The 20,322-nt window shown below is 54.3% G+C and carries 18 protein-coding genes, 5 tRNA genes and 1 other RNA gene; 9 read left to right on the top strand and 15 right to left on the bottom strand.

Annotated elements, in window-relative coordinates; translation table 11 throughout:
- Positions 1-19 precede the first annotated feature (19 nt).
- Complete coding sequence (locus QQZ17_RS22345) at positions 20-1,498, top strand: acetyl-CoA hydrolase/transferase family protein (RefSeq protein ID WP_152405397.1); 1,479 nt, start codon at positions 20-22, stop codon at positions 1,496-1,498.
- Here the strand turns inward: QQZ17_RS22345 and srsR are convergent.
- Positions 1,495-2,391, bottom strand: coding sequence for a LysR family transcriptional regulator SrsR (gene srsR, locus QQZ17_RS22350; RefSeq protein ID WP_152405398.1), 897 nt, complete (start codon positions 2,389-2,391; stop codon positions 1,495-1,497). The two genes, QQZ17_RS22345 and srsR, sit on opposite strands and share 4 nt — an antisense overlap.
- Positions 2,392-2,639: 248 nt before the next feature.
- On the opposite strand from srsR, the gene modF reads away from it, so the two are divergent.
- The 6 genes from modF (at position 2,640) to gpmA (ending at position 9,549) form a co-directional block, all read left to right on the top strand.
- A complete protein-coding gene (gene modF / locus QQZ17_RS22355) occupies positions 2,640-4,112 on the top strand; it encodes a molybdate ABC transporter ATP-binding protein ModF (RefSeq protein WP_152405399.1) in 1,473 nt (490 codons plus the stop codon).
- A 206-nt stretch (positions 4,113-4,318) separates the two neighbouring features.
- Entirely contained in the window at positions 4,319-5,335 is a 1,017-nt protein-coding gene (gene galE, locus QQZ17_RS22360; RefSeq protein ID WP_152405400.1) for a UDP-glucose 4-epimerase GalE, read from the top strand.
- 9 nt (positions 5,336-5,344) lie between these two features.
- A complete protein-coding gene (gene galT / locus QQZ17_RS22365; RefSeq protein WP_152405401.1) occupies positions 5,345-6,391 on the top strand; it encodes a galactose-1-phosphate uridylyltransferase in 1,047 nt (348 codons plus the stop codon).
- A 2-nt stretch (positions 6,392-6,393) separates the two neighbouring features.
- A complete protein-coding gene (galK, locus tag QQZ17_RS22370; protein WP_152405402.1) occupies positions 6,394-7,542 on the top strand; it encodes a galactokinase in 1,149 nt (382 codons plus the stop codon).
- Positions 7,536-8,576, top strand: a complete 1,041-nt coding sequence (gene galM / locus QQZ17_RS22375) for a galactose-1-epimerase (RefSeq protein WP_152405403.1) — start codon at positions 7,536-7,538, stop codon at positions 8,574-8,576. Before galK ends, galM begins: the two co-directional genes overlap by 7 nt.
- Positions 8,577-8,796: 220 nt before the next feature.
- Positions 8,797-9,549 (top strand): 2,3-diphosphoglycerate-dependent phosphoglycerate mutase, encoded by a 753-nt coding sequence (gene gpmA, locus QQZ17_RS22380; protein ID WP_042320535.1) that lies wholly within the window; start codon positions 8,797-8,799, stop codon positions 9,547-9,549.
- A gap of 41 nt (positions 9,550-9,590) precedes the next feature.
- On the opposite strand, the gene QQZ17_RS22385 is transcribed toward gpmA, so the two are convergent.
- The 3 genes from QQZ17_RS22385 to aroG all read right to left on the bottom strand — a co-directional run bounded on the left by QQZ17_RS22385 (position 9,591) and on the right by aroG (position 12,618).
- A complete protein-coding gene (locus QQZ17_RS22385) occupies positions 9,591-10,355 on the bottom strand; it encodes an ABC transporter ATP-binding protein (protein ID WP_152405404.1) in 765 nt (254 codons plus the stop codon).
- Complete coding sequence (locus QQZ17_RS22390; RefSeq protein WP_152405405.1) at positions 10,352-11,419, bottom strand: FecCD family ABC transporter permease; 1,068 nt, start codon at positions 11,417-11,419, stop codon at positions 10,352-10,354. Before QQZ17_RS22390 ends, QQZ17_RS22385 begins: the two co-directional genes overlap by 4 nt.
- A 146-nt stretch (positions 11,420-11,565) precedes the next feature.
- Positions 11,566-12,618: a 3-deoxy-7-phosphoheptulonate synthase AroG gene (aroG, locus tag QQZ17_RS22395; RefSeq protein ID WP_152405406.1), complete on the bottom strand. Its 1,053-nt coding sequence runs from the start codon at positions 12,616-12,618 to the stop codon at positions 11,566-11,568.
- Between the two features lie 317 nt (positions 12,619-12,935).
- Between aroG and QQZ17_RS22400 the strand changes: the two genes are divergently transcribed.
- Together QQZ17_RS22400 and zitB are read left to right on the top strand one after the other, a co-directional pair.
- Positions 12,936-13,310, top strand: a complete 375-nt coding sequence (locus tag QQZ17_RS22400) for a YbgS-like family protein (RefSeq protein WP_152405407.1) — start codon at positions 12,936-12,938, stop codon at positions 13,308-13,310.
- 274 nt (positions 13,311-13,584) lie between these two features.
- Positions 13,585-14,526: a CDF family zinc transporter ZitB gene (zitB, locus tag QQZ17_RS22405; protein ID WP_152405408.1), complete on the top strand. Its 942-nt coding sequence runs from the start codon at positions 13,585-13,587 to the stop codon at positions 14,524-14,526.
- On the opposite strand, the gene pnuC is transcribed toward zitB, so the two are convergent.
- From pnuC to tolB, 11 genes are all read right to left on the bottom strand, one after another.
- A complete protein-coding gene (gene pnuC, locus QQZ17_RS22410; RefSeq protein ID WP_152405409.1) occupies positions 14,523-15,242 on the bottom strand; it encodes a nicotinamide riboside transporter PnuC in 720 nt (239 codons plus the stop codon). The genes zitB and pnuC overlap by 4 nt on opposite strands.
- Before the next feature lie 25 nt (positions 15,243-15,267).
- Positions 15,268-16,311: a quinolinate synthase NadA gene (gene nadA, locus QQZ17_RS22415; RefSeq protein ID WP_152406369.1), complete on the bottom strand. Its 1,044-nt coding sequence runs from the start codon at positions 16,309-16,311 to the stop codon at positions 15,268-15,270.
- A 300-nt stretch (positions 16,312-16,611) separates the two neighbouring features.
- A non-coding RNA gene (locus tag QQZ17_RS22420) (RtT sRNA) lies at positions 16,612-16,747 on the bottom strand.
- A gap of 22 nt (positions 16,748-16,769) precedes the next feature.
- A tRNA-Lys gene (locus QQZ17_RS22425) sits at positions 16,770-16,845 on the bottom strand.
- A gap of 46 nt (positions 16,846-16,891) precedes the next feature.
- A tRNA-Lys gene (locus tag QQZ17_RS22430) sits at positions 16,892-16,967 on the bottom strand.
- Positions 16,968-17,124: 157 nt separating this feature from the next.
- Positions 17,125-17,200, bottom strand: a tRNA-Lys gene (locus tag QQZ17_RS22435).
- A gap of 3 nt (positions 17,201-17,203) precedes the next feature.
- A tRNA-Val gene (locus tag QQZ17_RS22440) sits at positions 17,204-17,279 on the bottom strand.
- 136 nt (positions 17,280-17,415) lie between these two features.
- Positions 17,416-17,491: transfer RNA gene (locus QQZ17_RS22445), tRNA-Lys, on the bottom strand.
- A gap of 164 nt (positions 17,492-17,655) precedes the next feature.
- On the bottom strand, positions 17,656-18,450 hold the full coding sequence (gene cpoB / locus QQZ17_RS22450) for a cell division protein CpoB (protein WP_152405410.1): 795 nt from the start codon (positions 18,448-18,450) through the stop codon (positions 17,656-17,658).
- A 9-nt stretch (positions 18,451-18,459) separates the two neighbouring features.
- On the bottom strand, positions 18,460-18,978 hold the full coding sequence (gene pal, locus QQZ17_RS22455) for a peptidoglycan-associated lipoprotein Pal (protein ID WP_006685431.1): 519 nt from the start codon (positions 18,976-18,978) through the stop codon (positions 18,460-18,462).
- A 34-nt stretch (positions 18,979-19,012) separates the two neighbouring features.
- A complete protein-coding gene (gene tolB / locus QQZ17_RS22460) occupies positions 19,013-20,305 on the bottom strand; it encodes a Tol-Pal system beta propeller repeat protein TolB (RefSeq protein WP_152406370.1) in 1,293 nt (430 codons plus the stop codon).
- Positions 20,306-20,322: the final 17 nt, after the last annotated feature.

Raw genomic sequence — 20,322 nt, forward strand, 5'->3', positions numbered from 1 at the left:
TACCGGGAAGGGACACAATATGAAAGACCCCTGGGCACGGATGAGCGCCGACGACGCGGCGCAGATTATTGAACATAATGCGATGGTTGCCTTCAGCGGCTTTACCCCCGCGGGTTCTCCCAAAGCACTCCCTGCGGCTATCGCCCGCCGCGCCAGCGAACTCCATCAGGCGCAAAAACCGTTTCAGATTAGGCTGCTGACGGGGGCGTCTATTAGTGCTGCCGCCGATGATGTACTGTCCGAGGCTGACGCCATCTCATGGCGCGCGCCGTATCAGACGTCAGGCAGCCTACGGCAAAAAATCAATCAGGGTCAGGTACGCTTTGTAGACTTACATCTGAGCGAAGTGGCACAGATGGTTAACTATGGCTTCTTTGGTGATATTGACGTCGCGGTGATTGAAGCGTCAGCCATTACGCCTGACGGACGGGTCTGGCTTACCAGCGGGATCGGCAATGCCCCCACCTGGCTGCTGCGGGCAAAAAAAGTCATCATTGAGCTGAATCACTACCACAACCCACGCGTCGCTGAACTGGCTGATATTGTCATTCCCGGCGCGCCGCCGCGTCGCAACAGTGTGCCCATTTATCATGCGATGGATCGCGTTGGCACCCGGTATGTGCAAATCGATCCTGACAAGATTGTGGCGGTGGTTGACGCTGAACTGCCCGACAGCGGAAACGTACTGGATAGCGCCAACCCTGTCTGCCAGCAAATCGCCGATAACGTCGTGACTTTTCTGCTGGAAGAGATGGCGCGCGGGCGCATTCCACCCGAGTTTCTGCCGCTGCAAAGTGGGGTTGGCAATATCAATAATGCCGTGATGGCGCGGCTTGGGGAGAATCCGGACATTCCGCCCTTTATGATGTATTCAGAGGTGTTGCAGGAGTCGGTCGTCCATCTGCTGGAAACGGGAAAAATCACCGGAGCCAGCGCCTCCAGCCTGACGGTATCCGCCGATTCCTTGCTGAAGATTTACGACAATATGGACTTCTTCGCCAGCCGTATTGTGCTCCGCCCGCAGGAGATCTCCAATAATCCGGAGATTATCCGCCGTCTTGGGGTGATAGCCCTGAACGTGGGGCTGGAATTTGATATCTACGGTCACGCCAACTCGACACACGTGGCCGGAGTGAATCTGATGAACGGCATTGGCGGCAGCGGTGATTTTGAACGCAACGCCTATCTGTCTATCTTTATGGCACCGTCCATCGCCAAAGGCGGCAAGATTTCCACCATCGTCCCGATGTGCAGCCACGTTGACCATAGCGAGCACAGCGTGAAGGTGATCGTCACCGAACAGGGGATCGCCGATCTTCGCGGGCTCTCACCGTTGCAACGGGCGCACACGATCATCGACAACTGTGCCCATCCACTTTACCAGGACTATCTGCACCGCTATCTCGATAGTGCGCCAGGCGGGCACATTCACCACGATCTCAGCCACGTGTTCGATCTGCACCGCAATCTGATTGAATACGGTTCGATGCTCGGCTAATTCACCTCTGTGCCACGATCTTCCGCAATTTGCTGAAGCATCGTGGCGGTATAGCGGTGGTTTTTCAACGAGTACAGGTATTCCTGCATATACATCGGACGGCCGGGCGCATCGAAATACTTCAGTGTCGCCGGGTTCACCAGACGCCACGCAAAGTATGGGATCACGGTCAGAAACTGCCCGCGCTCCACCGCGCTGATCTTCGCCATAAAGCTGTAAGGGCGGTAGATAATCGTCGGGTTAATGCCGCATGGCCGCATATGTGCTTCCAGTATTGCCTCAAAATTGGCCCGATTCTGAAAACGCATTTGCAGCCAGGGCAGTTCACGTAGCAGATCCTGCGGCTGTTTACCCTCGTAGCGACGGGAAACGAGGAACCCCAGACGCAGCGGCTTCAACTCACTGATGGTCAGATTATCCAGTTCCTGCACGCGGGCCGAAACATACTGCGGCGAAATGATAAAATCGAGTTGACGGCCAAACAGGTTATCAATGACTTCGTTTTCGCTGAACTCAATAGACTTAACGGTCACGCCGTCGTACTTGTCGCCCAGGCTAATCAACTGGTCGAAAATAATCGTCGGATAGGTGTTGTCTACGCCAATCACAATATTGCGCGAACCGCGCACAGAGTGATGAATTTCATTATCGATCGCCGACAAGGACTGATAAATCGGAAACAGTTTCTGATACAACTCCTGCCCGGCCTTGTTCAGACTTATGCTGTTATCCTTGCGGGTAAACAGCGTATAGCCAATCTGATCTTCCAGCGCCGAAATACTTTTGCCAAACGGCGATGCCGTCATGTGTATTTTTTCAGCCGCTCTGGCGATATTATTGGTTTGCGCCAACAGGATGAAATTACGCATTTTTTTCGAGATAAAAATATCCACAAAATACTCCATCATTAATCGCCATGACATCTCTACTGGCTGCGAAAAAATACTGGATAACGCGTCGCCCTTTTTTGCAGTGGTTCACAAAATAGCGATAGTTCTGTCGCCGTAACCGCCACATGGCACAGATACCTACATCGATTTTAAAGCGCCGTTTTTTTACCCGCAGTCGCGCTAATCACATTGACATTCCTTCCCGGAACACGTATCCCTGTCATTCATTGCTGCAAAAAATGGGATACAAAATGTCATCGTTGCATATTTCGCAAGGCACGTTTCGTCTTAGCGATACAAAAACGCTTCGCCTGGATTCCGTGACATTAAACGCGGGTGAGAGTTGGGCGTTTGTCGGCTCGAACGGAAGCGGGAAATCGGCGCTGGCGCGCGCGCTGGCCGGCGAGTTACCGCAGCTCAAAGGCGAACGCCAGTGCGCATTCTTGCGAATGACCCGTCTTTCATTTGAGCAACTGCAGAAACTGGTCAGCGATGAATGGCAACGCAATAACACCGATATGCTCAGCCCCGGCGAAGAGGATACCGGACGCACCACGGCTGAGATCGTTCAGGACGAGGTGAAAGACCCGGACCGCTGTGCGACGCTGGCGCGGCAGTTTGGTATCACTCATCTGCTCGATCGCCGCTTTAAATACCTCTCTACCGGCGAAACGCGCAAAACATTACTCTGTCAGGCGCTAATGTCTGAGCCTGATTTGTTGATTCTCGATGAGCCATTTGACGGCCTGGATGTCGCCTCCCGCCAGCAGTTAGCAGCACTGCTTGAAACGCTGCACCAGTCCGGCATCACGCTGGTGCTGGTGCTGAACCGCTTTGATGAAATTCCGGCGTTCGTTCAGTATGCCGGCGTGCTGGTTGACTGCACCTTAACGGAAATCGGATCGAAAACGGACTTACTCCAGCAGGCGCTGATCGCCCAACTTGCCCATAGCGAGCGACTGGAAGGGGTGGCGCTGCCTGAAGCAGACGAGCCTGCTGCCCACCCCGCCCTGTCTGCCGAGACGCCGCGGATCATCCTCAAGAATGGCGTCGTGTCGTACAACGATCGTCCTATTCTCGATCGCCTGAGCTGGCAGGTAGATCCCGGTGAGCACTGGCAGATTGTCGGCCCCAACGGCGCCGGAAAATCCACGTTGCTCAGCCTGATAACCGGTGACCACCCACAGGGATACAGTAACGATTTGACGCTGTTTGGCCGTCGTCGTGGCAGCGGTGAAACCATCTGGGATATCAAAAAACACATTGGCTATGTCAGTAGTAGCCTGCATCTCGACTACCGGGTGAGCACCACGGTGCGCAATGTGATTTTGTCAGGATATTTCGACTCTATTGGGATCTATCAGGCCGTGTCAGACCGTCAGCAGAAACTCGCGCAACAGTGGCTGGATATTCTGGGACTCGATAAACGTACCGCCGACGCGCCGTTTCATAGCCTCTCCTGGGGACAACAGCGACTGGCACTGATCGCCCGGGCGCTGGTTAAGCACCCGACCCTGCTGATTCTGGACGAACCTTTACAGGGGCTGGACCCGCTGAACCGCCAGCTCATCCGTCGTTTTGTCGACGTATTGATTAGCGAGGGCGACACGCAGCTACTGTTTGTTTCCCATCACGCTGAAGATGCACCGGCCTGCATTACCCACCGTCTGGAATTTGTGCCAGAGGGCGAGACCTATACCTATCAGCAAACGCCGTTGCGTTAGTTTTCATCCGTGGGCGCGAAAGCGCCCTTTTTTTTCGGATAAAAGGCGCAATCATTCTTAAAGCTTATGATTTATAATCGAATAATTGATGGCTCAGCGAGAGAATTCGCGAGTGTAAACGATTCCACTATTTTATTCCATGTCACACTTTTCGCATCTTTGTTATGCTATGGTAATTCCATACCATAAGCTTAACGGAGCGAATTATGAGAGTTCTGGTCACCGGTGGTAGCGGTTACATAGGAAGTCATACTTGTGTGCAGTTACTGAAAAACGGTCATGACGTCATCATCCTTGATAACCTCTGTAACAGTAAGCGCAGCGTACTGCCTGTTATTGAACGTCTGAGCGGCAAACATCCGACGTTTATCGAAGGCGATATCCGCAACGAAGCGCTGATAACCGAAATCCTGCACGATCACGCGATTGACACCGTCATCCATTTTGCCGGGCTGAAGGCCGTCGGCGAATCTGTCGCAAAGCCGTTGGAATACTATGACAACAACGTCAACGGAACGCTGCGACTGATTAGCGCCATGCGCGCCGCCGGTGTCAAAAACGTCATTTTCAGCTCGTCGGCAACCGTCTACGGCGACCAGCCGAAAATCCCTTACGTCGAAAGCTTCCCGACCGGTACGCCGCAAAGCCCTTATGGCAAAAGCAAATTGATGGTCGAGCAGATCCTCACCGATCTGCAAAAAGCGCAGCCGGAATGGAGCATCGCGCTGCTGCGCTATTTCAACCCGGTTGGCGCACATCCATCAGGTGACATGGGCGAAGACCCGCAGGGTATCCCGAATAACCTGATGCCGTACATCGCGCAGGTGGCGGTGGGCCGTCGCGACTCCCTGGCCATTTTTGGCAACGACTACCCGACCGAAGACGGCACTGGCGTACGCGATTACATCCACGTGATGGATCTCGCTGACGGTCACGTTGCCGCGATGGAAAAACTGGCGGACAAACAGGGCGTCCATATATACAACCTCGGCGCGGGGGTCGGCAGCAGCGTGCTTGACGTGGTCAACGCCTTCAGCAAAGCCTGCGGTAAACCGGTTAACTATCACTTTGCTCCGCGCCGTGATGGCGATCTGCCTGCCTATTGGGCGGATGCCAGCAAAGCCGACCGCGAACTGGACTGGCGCGTGACGCGCACGCTTGATGAGATGGCACAGGATACCTGGCACTGGCAGTCGCGTCATCCGCAGGGATACGAGGATTAAGAAACCATCATGAGTCAATTCAACCCCGTCGATCATCCGCATCGCCGCTTTAATCTCCTCACCGGACAGTGGATTCTGGTCTCGCCGCATCGTGCTAAACGCCCCTGGCAGGGGGCGCAAGAAACGCCCTCAAACGACGCGCTGCCGGCACACGATCCGGACTGCTTCCTGTGTGCAGGCAATACCCGCGTCACTGGCGATAAGAACCCGGATTACCGCGGGACGTTCGTCTTCACCAACGACTTCGCGGCGCTGATGACCGACACGCCTGACGCGCCGGACAGTCACGATCCGCTGATGCGCTGCCAGAGCGCACGCGGCACCAGTCGCGTTATTTGCTTTTCGCCGGATCACAGCAAAACCCTGCCGGAGCTTAGCGTTCCCGCCCTGACAGAAATTGTGAAAACCTGGCAAGAGCAAACCGCAGATCTCGGGAAACACTATCCCTGGGTGCAGGTTTTTGAAAACAAAGGTGCGGCGATGGGGTGCTCTAATCCCCACCCCCACGGACAGATTTGGGCCAACAGTTTCCTGCCAAACGAAGCCGAACGCGAAGATCGTCTGCAAAAAGCCTGGTTAGCTGAGCAGGGGTCACCGATGCTGGTCGACTACGTACAGCGCGAACTGGCTGACGGCAGCCGTACGGTTGTGGAAACCGATCACTGGCTGGCGGTGGTGCCTTACTGGGCGGCCTGGCCGTTCGAAACGCTATTGCTGCCGAAAGCGCATGTACTACGCATCACCGATTTGACCGACGAACAGCGCGCAGACCTGGCGCTGGCGTTGAAAAAACTGACCAGTCGTTATGACAATCTCTTCCAGTGCTCTTTCCCGTATTCGATGGGCTGGCACGGCGCGCCGTTTAACGGTGAAGAGAATGACCACTGGCAATTGCACGCGCACTTTTATCCGCCGTTACTGCGCTCCGCGACCGTCCGTAAATTTATGGTCGGTTACGAAATGCTGGCAGAGACCCAGCGCGATCTCACAGCGGAACAAGCGGCAGAACGTCTGCGCGCGGTCAGCGACATCCATTTTCGCGAATCCGGAGTATAAAAATGAGTCTGAAAGAGAAAACACAATCTCTGTTTGCAGAAATTTTCGGCTACCCTGCGACCCACACCATTCAGGCACCAGGCCGCGTCAACCTTATCGGTGAGCATACCGATTATAACGACGGCTTTGTGCTACCCTGCGCCATTGACTATCAAACCGTCATCAGTTGCACTGCCCGCAACGACCGCCTGATCCGCGTCATTGCTGCCGATTACGATAATCAGACTGACGAGTTCTCCCTTGATGCCCCCATCGTGACTCACGACAGCCAGCAATGGTCAAACTATGTGCGCGGCGTGGTGAAACACCTGTTAAAACGTGACAGCAGCTTTGGCGGCGCGGACCTGGTCATCAGCGGTAATGTTCCGCAGGGCGCGGGCCTGAGCTCTTCCGCCTCGCTGGAAGTGGCGGTCGGTACTGTGTTCCAGCAGCTCTATCATCTGCCGCTGGACGGCGCACAGATTGCGCTTAACGGTCAGGAAGCGGAAAACCAGTTTGTCGGTTGTAACTGCGGAATTATGGATCAGCTCATCTCCGCGCTGGGTAAGAAAGATCATGCCCTGCTGATCGACTGCCGGACGCTGGGCACCAAAGCGGTCTCGATGCCAGAAGGCGTGGCGATTGTGATCATCAATAGCAACTTTAAGCGCACGCTGGTCGGCAGCGAGTACAACACACGCCGCCAACAGTGCGAAACGGGCGCACGTTTCTTCCAGCAACCGGCATTGCGCGATGTCAGCCTCGAGGCTTTTAACGCCGTGGCGAATGAACTGGACCCACTGGTTGCCAAACGCGTCCGTCACGTGTTAACTGAGAATGCGCGGACGGTAGAAGCTGCCAGCGCGCTGGAAAAAGGCGATCTGCACCGCATGGGGCAACTGATGGCGGAATCGCACGCATCAATGCGTGATGATTTCGAAATCACCGTGCCGCAGATTGATACGCTGGTTGACATCGTCAAAGCCACGATTGGCGACAAAGGCGGCGTGCGCATGACCGGCGGCGGGTTTGGCGGCTGCATCGTCGCACTGATGCCGGAAGCGCTGGTCCCAGCGGTCCAGCAGGCCGTCGCCGAACAGTACGAAGCCAAAACCGGTATCAAAGAAACTTTCTATGTGTGCAAACCATCACAAGGAGCAGGACAGTGCTGAATGAAACACCTGCACTGGCACCCGATGGTCAGCCGTACCGCCTGTTAACCCTGCGCAATAGCGCAGGGATGGTGGTCACGCTGATGGACTGGGGTGCTACATTACTCTCGGCCCGCATTCCCCTTTCCGACGGCTGTGTGCGTGAGGCGCTGCTGGGCTGTGCCAGTCCGGAGCATTATCAGGAGCAAGCGGCGTTTCTGGGTGCCTCAATTGGTCGTTACGCCAACCGTATCGCCGACAGTCGCTACGTCCTCAACGGGGAAACGGTGACCCTGCAACCAAGCCAGGGCGTTAACCAGTTGCACGGTGGGCCGGACGGATTTGATAAACGCCGCTGGCAAATCGTTAACCATAACGAGCGTCAGGTTCTGTTTGCCATAAGCTCAGACGATGGCGATCAGGGGTTTCCGGGCAACCTTTGCGCCACGGTGCAGTATCGTCTGACCGATGACAACCGCATTTCCATTACCTATCGCGCGACGGTGGACAAGCCGTGTCCGGTGAATCTGACCAACCACGTCTACTTCAACCTCGACGGCGATCAGACCGACGTGCGCAACCACAAGTTGCAGCTTCTGGCGGATGAGTATCTGCCGGTTGATGAAGGCGGGATCCCACGCGATGGTCTGAAACCGGTCGCCGGAACCTCATTTGATTTCCGCACCGCGAAAGTTATCGCCAGTGAGTTTCTTGCCGATGACGACCAGCGCAAAGTGAAGGGTTACGATCACGCCTTCCTGTTGCAGGCACAAGGCGACAGTAAAAAGCCGGTTGCCCTGCTCTCTTCTGAGGACGGGAAGTTGCAGATGGAAGTCTACACTTCGGCCCCGGCGCTGCAATTTTACTCCGGTAACTTTCTCGGCGGCACCTCTTCACGCGGACCGAACGCCTACGGCGATTATCAGGGTCTGGCGCTGGAGAGTGAATTCCTGCCGGACAGCCCGAACCATCCGGAATGGCCACAGCCAGACTGCGTTCTGCGCCCCGGCGAAGAGTACACCAGCCTGACGGAATATCGCTTTATTCCTGTTTGACGTAACATGTAACATGCCCGATGGCGCAAGCTTATCGGGCCTACAGAATCTGTTTTGCTCAAATCCCCACCACTCAAAGACAAAATCGCAACTCAGAGTTCACAAGAACCTTACACTGCTGCACTATTTTCGCTATGGTTATGCGTAAGCATTGCCGCTGACCTGTTACGGCAATATAATGAGAATTATTATCATTCGATAAAGCTTGAGGAGTGAGAGTATGGCTGTAACTAAGCTGGTTCTGGTACGCCACGGCGAAAGCCAGTGGAACAATGAAAACCGCTTCACCGGTTGGTACGACGTTGACCTGTCCGAGAAAGGCGTGGGCGAAGCGAAAGCGGCAGGCAAACTGCTGAAAGCTGAAGGCTATAGCTTCGATTTTGCTTATACCTCCGTGCTGAAACGTGCCATCCACACGCTGTGGAACGTACTGGATGAACTGGATCAGGCCTGGTTGCCGGTGGAGAAATCCTGGAAGCTGAACGAACGTCACTACGGTGCGTTGCAGGGTCTGAATAAAGCGGAAACCGCTGAAAAGTACGGTGACGAGCAGGTTAAACAGTGGCGTCGTGGTTTCGCGGTGACCCCGCCGGAACTGACCAAAGATGACGAGCGCTATCCGGGCCACGATCCGCGTTATGCCAAACTGACCGAAAAAGAGCTGCCGCTGACCGAAAGCCTGGCACTCACTATCGATCGCGTTATCCCTTACTGGAATGACACCATTCTGCCACGCATGAAGAGCGGCGAGCGCGTAATCATCGCGGCGCACGGTAACTCCCTGCGCGCGCTGGTAAAATACCTCGATAACCTGAGCGAAGAAGAAATCCTCGAATTGAACATCCCAACCGGCGTACCGCTGGTGTATGAATTCGACGAAAACTTCAAGCCGCTCAAGCGCTACTATCTGGGTAATGCTGACGAGATCGCCGCAAAAGCCGCTGCCGTCGCCAACCAGGGTAAAGCGAAGTAATCTGAATGGCCCGGTGGCGAATGCTGACCGGGTCATTTTTCTTAAACTCCAGTCACCCCATCCAGCACCACCTGCGCCCTGCCCTGCGAGCAGCGCTCCACGCGAGCCTGTACGTTATACACTTCCGCCAGACTTTCCGTGGTGATGACCTTTTCCGGCTCGCCGCTGGCGACCCGCTTTCCGGCTTTCAGCATCAGCACATGTTCACAATGGCGTAGCGCAATATTGATGTCATGTACTACCACCACCGTGACCATATTACGTAGCCGGGTTTCACGGCGAACGAGATCCATCACATGAAACTGGTAGTTCAGATCCAACGCGCTCAAAGGTTCATCGAGCAACAACAGCTCTGGACGGCGGATCAGCGATTGCGCCAGCCCCACAAGCTGCCGTTGCCCTCCCGAAAGCTGATCAAGATAGTGCAATGCCAGATGGGCAATCCCCAGTTGTTCGAGAATCGCCAGCACCTGTTCATCATCGCGTTTACCCAGCGCCCGCTGCGCGACATGGATCGACTCCAGAACATGCAAATGTACCCCTTGCGGCAGTGACTGGGGCAAAAACACGACGTTGGCGGCCCGCTCAGCCAGCGACAGCGCCGACAGGTTTTTTCCCCCAAGCATCATCTCACCCTGCGCTTTACTCAATCCGGCCAGCGCGCGTAACAAGGTGGACTTCCCGCAGCCGTTCGGCCCCAGCAGCGCGGTAATTTTACCGCGCGGCAGTTCGTCGACATGAAGATCGTCAATCACCGGTCGTTTTGGGTAGCCCGCAGTGACGCCCCGCAGGATCAAGCCACTCATGACATGCTCCCCCGGTGGCGCAAAATAATGCTCAGAAAGAACGGGACGCCCACCAGCGAGGTGACAATGCCCACCGGAATGATGATACCGGGAAGGATGTTCTTCGAGGCGACAGAGGCCAGAGAGAGCACCAGCCCGCCCGTCAGGATGCTGCCAGGCAGATAGAAGCGGTGATCTTCACCAAACAGCAGACGTGAGATGTGCGGTGCCACCAGGCCGATGAAGCCAATCGGGCCGACGAAGGCCACTGAGAGTGCGGACAGCAGGCTGATGCGCAACAGCGACGACAGACGTAAGCGGCGTACGTCGATGCCAAAACTCATCGCCCGATCCTCCCCCAGTCGCAGCGCGGTCAGTTGCCAGGCGCTGCGCATTGACCACGCGCCGACGCAGATAAACGCCAACGCCAGTACGGCCAGCTTTTCCCACGACGCCCGTGCCAGACTGCCCATTGTCCAGAACACCAGCCCCTGTAACGTATCCTCATCGGCCACAAACTGCATCATCGACACCAGCGCATTAAAGGTAAACACCAGTGCAATACCAAACAGCACCACGCCAGAGGTCGCCACGCGGGTCCAGCGGGTTATGCCGTCGAGCAACAGTGCAGAGAGCAACGCAAAAATGAAGGCATTTGCTGGAATGAACCACGCGTCAGGAATACCAGGAATGCCGATCCCCAGCACAATCGCCAGCGCCGCGCCAAATGCCGCTGCCGAAGAGACGCCCAACGTGAACGGACTCGCCAGCGGATTATTGAGGATGGTCTGCATCTCAGCCCCGGCCAGCCCCAGTGCCATGCCCACCAATAGCGCCATGAGGGTGTAAGGCAGGCGGATTTCCCAGACGATAACCCGGGTGCCGCCGCTGGCGCTCATTGGATGAATCAGCGTTTGCCAGAGCTCGCCGATTGGCAAACCTGACGGGCCAAGCGTGAAATCCAGCAACAGCGAGCCGACAATCGCCAGTACGCTCATCAGCACCAACAGCACACGCGTGCGGATGATCCTGCGATATTGCGCATTAATGGCATCATCAATGGGTGTCTGAGAAAGAAGAGACATAGCGGGTAACGGGAGTTGGCGAATGAAGGCCGAATTATAGCGCACTTGCCACACGCTATATAAGAAATTATATCTCGATAGATTGTTAGACGACGAAGAGACAAAAAAGCCGACTCCTGGAGTCGGCTTTTCAGGTTTAGGACGTTTTATCCGCGACGCGCTTTTACCGCATCCGCGAGTTGGCGCAGGATAGTGTCGGTATCTTCCCAGTTAATACAGGCATCGGTAATGCTTTTCCCGTACACCAGCGGTTCACCACTGTCCGGATTCTGATTACCTTCAACCAAATGGCTTTCAATCATCACGCCCATAATGGCTGTCTCACCGTTGGCGATTTGCTGACACACATCGGCCCCGACTTCCATCTGCTTTTTAAACTGCTTACAGGAGTTGGCATGGCTGAAATCAATCATGATTTGCGCAGGCAGACCCGCTTTCGCCAGACCTTCTTTCACCACCGCTACGTGTGCAGCGCTGTAGTTCGGCTCTTTGCCGCCGCGCAGAATGATATGGCAGTCGCCGTTACCGCTGGTGTTCACAATGGCGGAGTGACCCCATTTGGTGACCGAGAGGAAGCAGTGTGGCGCACCGGCAGCGTTAATGGCATCAATCGCCACTTTGATGGTGCCATCGGTACCGTTCTTGAAGCCAACCGGACAGGAGAGACCCGACGCCAGCTCACGGTGAACCTGAGATTCTGTGGTACGCGCGCCAATCGCGCCCCAGCTCATCATGTCCGCCAGATATTGCGGGGTAATCATATCGAGGAATTCACCAGCCGTCGGCAGGCCGCTGTCATTGATATCCAGCAGCAGCTTACGCGCAATACGCAGACCGTCATTAATCTGGAAGCTGTTATCCATGTGTGGATCGTTAATCAGCCCTTTCCAGCCAACGGTCGTACGCGGTTTCTCAAAGTAGACACGCATGACGATTTCCAGCTCGCCTTTCAGTGCTTCGCGCAGCGCCAGCAGGCGACCCGCGTACTCTTTCGCCGCGACGGGATCATGAATTGAGCACGGCCCAATCACCACCAGCAGGCGATCGTCATTCCCTTTCAAAATTTTGTGAATGGCTTTACGCGCATGGGCAACCGTGTTGGCGGCATTTTCTGTAGCGGGGAATTTTTCCAGCAGTGCGACAGGGGGTAATAACTCGTTGATCTCTTTAATACGTAAATCGTCGTTCTGATAATTCATGATTATTCCAGCGTTGCCATACTTATCTAAATGAATGCAATCCCTCCAATCTATATCCTCAGTCTAAAAGTGTAAACGGGCTTTTACACTTCGGACGGATTAATCCTGGAATTTAGCTGAAAAACGCCAGAAAGTAGCGGGAAACGAGATCTAACCTACAATTTTTAACTACAACCACTCTGTTTGTGAATTTTTTCAAGATTCTCTACTGAGCTATTGTGCTCATCTGGGATCTTCAACCATTGCCTGACCCTTTGACTGGCATATGCACTGTTGGAAGACGTTATCCGACATCTCAACCAAAACAGGAGCATCTTATGAAAATGACAAAATTGGCTTCACTTTTTTTGACCGCCACGCTCAGCCTCGCCAGCAGCGCTGCACTGGCCGCCGAATCCAACACCCAGAGCAATAATGGCCAGGCGAACGCCGCCGCCGACGCCGGCCAGGTTGCCCCGGATGCAAAAGAAAACGTCGCCCCGAATAATGTCGATAACGACAACATCAACTCTGGCGGCACGATGCTGCATCCAAATGGCTCATCCATGAATCAGGAGGGAATGACCCAGGATGAAGTACACAAAAACACAATGTGTAAGGACGGGCGCTGCCCGGACATGAACAAAAAAGTGGAAACCGGTGATGGTATGAACAACGATGTTGATAGCAAAACCGATGGTACCACCCAGTAAAACTGAAAACCGGACTAATAATGGGAGAGCGCTGGCTCTCCTCTGATTGCAGACAAAGAAGGAAAAAGCGTGGTTTTTTCCTTCTTTATGGTTATCAGCCGAAAATCAATAAATTGATTTTTCCGTTTTTTAATTAGGCGATCTCTGCTTGTCCGGTATCGGCATGAGGTTGGTCAACACTTTCGGGAGAGCCCTGGCTCTCCTTTTTATTTTATTCGTCCAGAAACGGTATGATGTCATACAGTTAAGATAAGAATAACCAAGGGATGACATTATGGCGCACTCACACTCTCATTCTGCCCCGCACCTGCCCGAGGATGGCAACGCCCGCCGACTGCTGCTCGCATTTTGCATCACGGCGGGCTTTATGTTGCTGGAGGTAGTGGGAGGAATTTTATCCGGATCGCTGGCGCTACTCGCCGATGCCGGACATATGCTGACCGATGCCGCCGCGCTGTTGTTTGCACTACTGGCCGTCCAGTTTGCCCGCCGACCACCAACTATCCGCCACACCTTCGGCTGGCTGAGGCTGACAACGCTGGCCGCCTTCGTCAACGCGATTGCGCTGGTGGTCATTACGATTTTAATCGTCTGGGAGGCGATTGAGCGCTTCTACACGCCGCGTCCGGTGGCAGGCGGTATGATGATGATCATCGCCGTCGCTGGCTTGCTGGCAAACATCTTTGCCTTCTGGATCCTGCATCGTGGCAGCGAAGAAAAGAACCTCAACGTACGCGCTGCGGCACTGCATGTGATGGGCGATTTACTGGGGTCGGTCGGGGCTATCATCGCGGCGGTAATTATTATCTGGACCGGCTGGACGCCCGCTGACCCGATTCTGTCAATACTGGTCTCGCTGCTGGTTCTGCGGAGCGCGTGGCGCTTATTGAAAGATAGCGTGAATGAGTTACTGGAAGGTGCCCCGGTTTCGCTGGATATCGCTGCCCTGCAACGCCACCTCAGCCGGGAGCTTCCCGAAGTGCGTAATGTCCATCACGTGCACGTGTGGATGGTGGGTGAAAAACCGGTCATGACCCTGCATGTACAGGTGATTCCGCCGCACGATCATGACGGGCTACTGGAACGCATCCAGCACTTTCTGATTCATCATTACCAGATTGAACACGCCACCATTCAGATGGAATATCAGCCCTGTCACGGACCGGACTGCGATCTGAATCAGAAGGCATCCGGTCATTCACATCATCACCACTAATGGGACAGCGCGTGCGAGCCTCGTTCGCGTGCGCTGTTAATCCACATCCTGCTGCCGTTGAGCGCAATGAAGGTCAGGATCAAGTACTCCAGCGACATCGCATAAACCCCCTGCAGGGCAAAGATCACGACGCTAATCACATTGATAACCACCCACAACAGCCAGTTCTCGACGTATTTGCGAGTCATCAGGATCATCGCCACAATCGATAGCACCATCATACAGGAATCCCAGAACGGGAAGGCATCTGGCTGCAATTCCGGGACGGCGACCTGCAAGCCCAGCATCTGCATGAGCGTCACCGCAATGCGGGTCAAAAAGGCAAAAACCGGGTCGATATAAACCGTCATCAAACCGATCGCCACCACGCAAACCGCCAGCCAGCCCAGCGCCTTAGGCAGGGGCAGCCAGCGAATTTTGAGTTCCGCCTCGTTCTGCGTGGTCTGCCGCGACCAGGCGTACCAGCCGTAAATGTTGGCAGCGAAGAAGAAAAGTTGCAGCAGTAGGCTGGCGTAGAGTTGGATCTGAAAAAAGATGATCGCAAACAGCGTGACGTTAATCAGGCCGAAAGCGTAGTTGCTGATCTTCTCCATGCTGGCAAGGCCAATACACAGCAAACCGGCGATGGTGCCCACCGCTTCGATCCATGACAGATCGTACCCCCCTGCGCCGATTGGAATATGTACCAGAATGTTCTGCGTGCTAAAAAAGTCCATCTTTTCCCCCAGAGCGTTTGATTATCTACGCACGTAGTGTAGCCGCAAATTTCAGCATGCGGTTTAACGGCACGAGTGCGCCTTCTCGCAGCGCCTCATCAACGTGTATCTCATGGGTCTTCCCACCCTGCTCCAGGCCTTCAGCGATCGCTCTGAGGCCGTTCATCGCCATCCACGGACAGTGCGCACAGCTGCGGCAGGTGGCCCCTTCACCGGCAGTGGGGGCTTCCAGCAACTCTTTGCCCGGTACCGCCTGCTGCATTTTGTAGAAAATACCCCGATCGGTGGCGACAATAAGTTGCTGATGCGGCAGGGTTTTAGCTGCATTAATGAGCTGACTGGTCGAACCGACGGCATCGGCCATGTCCACTATCGACTGTGGTGATTCCGGATGAACCAGGATCGCGGCATCCGGGTATAGCCCTTTCATGCGGCTCAGCGCCTGCGTTTTGAACTCATCATGGACGATGCATGCTCCCTGCCAGCAGAGGACATCCGCCCCCGTCTGCTTCTGGACATATTTCCCGAGATGGCGATCCGGTGCCCAGATGATTTTTTCACCCAAACTATCCAGATGCTCAATCAGTTCAACCGCAATGCTGGACGTCACCACCCAGTCGGCGCGGGCCTTAACCGCCGCGGAGGTATTCGCGTAGACCACGACAGTGCGATCCGGATGGGCATCGCAGAACGCGCTGAACGCGTCAATCGGACAGCCGAGATCTAACGAGCATTCCGCCTCAAGGGTTGGCATTAAAATGGTTTTTTCCGGGCTGAGGATTTTGGCCGTCTCGCCCATAAAGCGAACCCCTGCGACAAGCAGCGTGGAGGCGGGATGATTCGCGCCAAAGCGGGCCATCTCCAGTGAATCAGAGATACAACCGCCGGTCTCTTCAGCCAGTTGCTGGATTTCAGGGTCGGTGTAATAGTGCGCAACCATCACTGCATCACGCTCCTTCAGCAGGCGCTTGATCTTTTCGCGGTAGAACGCCTTTTCATCGGCGCTCAGCGGTACCGGCTTCGGGGGAAACGGATAGATTGCGGCTTCAGGGTCAAACATCACGCTCATCATGCTTTCTCGTTTTACTGGCTTAACGAAACAACCGACTTAAGGCGCGATGCATGCCATGTTCGGTCATATTTGTTTTATATGCTAAACAAGATAGCGGATTGAGCGGCAAAAGTCACAACAATTGCGCTTGCTAACGCCGGATGGCGACTGACGTCTTATCCGGCCTGCAAGGGCGTAGCCATTGACCAGATCAATCATTGTAGGCCTGATAAGCGAAGCGCCATCAGGCATGACACAGGTTCGAATCATTAAATTCTGCGCATAGCAAAAAGGCGCCGCCAGCGCCCTCTTTTACACTGGTGGGTCGTGCAGGATGACTCGCTTCGCTCGCCCTTCGGGGCCGTCGCCGCCAGCGGCTCCGTTGTTTCGCTACGCTCAACACCGAACCTGCTGCAGGTTCGAATCATCAAATTCTGCGCATAGCAAAAAGGCGCCTTTAGGGCGCCTTTTTACACTGGTGGGTCGTGCAGGATTCGAACCTGCGACCAATTGATTAAAAGTCAACTGCTCTACCAACTGAGCTAACGACCCATATGGGGTTTACTGCTTTATTCTTTTCAGGAACCCACTTTGATATTGGTGGGGCGTGCAGGATTCGAACCTGCGACCAATTGATTAAAAGTCAACTGCTCTACCAACTGAGCTAACGCCCCATTCGGGTGTTACCTGAAAGATTTTTACTCGGCACCAATTCGATATTTAATATTAAATTGGTGGGTCGTGCAGGATGACTCGGCTTCGCCTCGCCCTTCGGGCCGTTGCTGACGCAACGTTATCCTTCACGTTCAACATCTGAGTACGATGTTAAATTGGTGGGTCGTGCAGGATTCGAACCTGCGACCAATTGATTAAAAGTCAACTGCTCTACCAACTGAGCTAACGACCCGAGTGGTGGGTGATGACGGGATCGAACCGCCGACCCCCTCCTTGTAAGGGAGGTGCTCTCCCAGCTGAGCTAATCACCCGATACAACGCTGGATACTACTGACTAACTTTACTAGTGATGGTCATGCAGGATGACTCGGCTTCGCCTCGCCCTACGGGCCGTTGCTGACGCAACGTTATCCTTCACGTTTAACTATCGCTTTCCACCGTAACGATTGGTGGGTCGTGCAGGATTCGAACCTGCGACCAATTGATTAAAAGTCAACTGCTCTACCAACTGAGCTAACGACCCACTTTTGCGTTGTTTTCAGGATGTTTGATATCCCGTGGCAACGGCGGCATATATTACTGATTTCAGAATTGAGCGCAACAAAAATTTCGATGCAGATCACTCAACTGCTTAGGAATCGCACGACACGACCAGAAATAATTCGATTTCTGGTCGCATGCTGTGCATTACATCGCACCAAGACGTTTCTGCGCTTGTTTCGCGCCTTCGGTGCCTGGGTATTTGCTGATAACCTGCTGATATACCGCTTTTGCTTTCGCACTGTCACCTTTGTCCTGCATGATCACGCCGACTTTATACATCGCGTCTGCAGCCTTAGGTGACTTCGGGTAGTTCTTCACCACCGAAGCAAAATAAAACGCGGCATCATCTTTTTTACCCTTGTTGTAATTCAACTGACCGAGCCAATAGTTGGCATTCGGCTGATAGGTCGAATCAGGGTACTTTTTGATGAAGTTCTGGAATGCCACAATCGCATCATCCTGGCGGGATTTGTCCTGTACCAGGGCAATTGCTGCATTGTAATCGGTATTCGCGTCACCGCTTTGTACAGGCGCTCCCGACGTCGCAGCACCCGCATCAGGCGCAGGTGTCGCTGCCCCCGCGGCTGCTCCGCTCTGATCGCCGCTTGCAGGCTGCGCGGCAGCGCCACCGCTGCTCAAACTGTCCATCTGCAGCAGGATCTGCTTCTGACGCTCAACGACCTGATTCAGTTGATACTGACTTTCCTGAATTTGACCACGCAGGGAGTCGATATCGGCCTGATTATCAGAGAGTTGCTGCTGGAGTTGGGTTAAAAGCTGGCTGTGAGCGTTAGAAATACGCTCGAGTTGAGTGACACGGTCTTCGACCGAGCCTGAGCCGACACTACTGATTGGCGCCTGAGCAAAAGCGGCCCAGGGGGCCGCTATGCCAACCAGTAACGACAGACTCAACAGATGATGTCTGAAGTTACTGCTCATGCAATTCTCTTAGTAAACCAGTACGGCACGACGGTTTTTGGAGTAAGCCGCTTCGTCGTGACCCAGTACTGCAGGTTTTTCTTTACCGTAAGAAACGATGGAGATCTGGTCAGCAGAAACGCCTTTACCCTGCAGGTACATCTTAACAGCGTTCGCACGACGTTCACCCAGGGAGATGTTGTACTCAGGAGTACCACGTTCGTCCGCGTGACCTTCTACGGTGACTTTGTAAGACGGGTTGCTACGCAGGAAGTTAGCGTGTGCATCCAGCATTGCAGCGAAGTCAGAACGGATATCGTACTTGTCCAGATCGAAGTAAACGATGTTGTTCTGCTGCAGTTGTTGCATCTGCAGACGCGCTTGCTCTTCGGAGGACATGTTGCCGCTGCCGTTTGCATCCATACCAGTGCCGGCACCCAGCATGCCTTCGCTGCCGTCATTGCTGGCGTTCTTGTTAGAAGAACATGCCGCAATAGCCATAACAGGCAGAGCAATCATCAGCCCTTTCAGCACTTTGTTCAGTTGCATTTCAATGATTCCTTTATTAATCAATTATTTATTATCACAGATACGGCGACCAGGCAGGGAATTTAACCTGTCCATCAGTTGCCGGAAGACGCGCTTTGAAACGCCCATCTGTAGAAACCAAATTCAGCACGGATCCCATCCCCTGAGAAGAGCTGTAGATTACCATAGTGCCGTTAGGTGCCAGACTTGGCGTTTCGTCCAGGAACGTTGACGACAGAACTTGTACGCCACCCGCTACCAGATCTTGTTTGGCAATGTGTTGTTGCCCACTATTTGAGCTTACCATTACCATAAATTTGCCGTCGCTGCTGACATCAGCATCCTGGTTTTGTGAACCTTCCCAGGTAATACGCTGCGGAGCACCGCCGTTAACATTAACTTTATACACTTGCGGACGACCCGCCTGATCCGACGTAAAGGCCAGGTTCTGGCTGTCCGGGAACCAGGTCGGCTCCGTATTGTTGCTGCGACCATCCGTCACCTGACGGATCTGACCAGAGCCGATATCCATCACATACAGGTTCAGGCTCCCGGTTTTAGACAGGGCAAATGCCAGTTTGCTGCCATCCGGAGAAAACGCCGGCGCACCGTTGTGACGCGGGAATGATGCAACCTGACGCACCGCCCCGTTAGACAGCGTCTGGATAACCAGCGCAGAACGGCCACTTTCGAAGGTGACATACGCCAGTTTTGAACCGTCCGGAGACCAGGCCGGAGACATCAACGGCTGCGGTGAACGGTGAACCACAAACTGGTTGTAGCCATCATAGTCAGACACGCGCAGTTCATACGGGAACTGGCCGCCGTTAGTCTGGACAACATACGCGATACGGGTACGGAATGCGCCTTTAATGCCGGTCAGTTTCTCAAACACTTCGTCACTGGCAGTATGGCCGGCATAACGCAGCCACTGCTTGTTCACTTTGTAGGAGTTCTGAGCCAATACCGTACCTGGTGCGCCACCGGTATCAACCAGTTGATACGCGACATTGTAGGAACCGTCCGGGTTCGGCGTCACCTGACCGACCACAACCGCATCAATCCCCAGTGCAGACCAGGCAGCAGGTTGTACTTCCTGCGCAGTCCCTGGTTGCTGTGGCAAACGAGACCGGTCTAACGGATTGAATTTACCGCTGTTGCGCAGGTCTGCGCCAACGATACCACCAATATCTTCAGGTGCAGCACCCGGCCCTGCCCACTGGAATGGCACAACGCCAATCGGGCGCGCCGAGTCCACCCCCTGGGTTATCTCGATACGAACTTCTGCGTGCAGCACCGCTGCCCACAGCATTAGAAAACCAAATGCTACTCGTAATGCCTGCTTCATCATATCTCCCTTATCCA

Origin of the sequence: Citrobacter sp. T1.2D-1, from assembly GCF_950098555.1 — a bacterium.
Classification (GTDB): Bacteria; Pseudomonadota; Gammaproteobacteria; order Enterobacterales; family Enterobacteriaceae; genus Citrobacter_A; species Citrobacter_A telavivensis.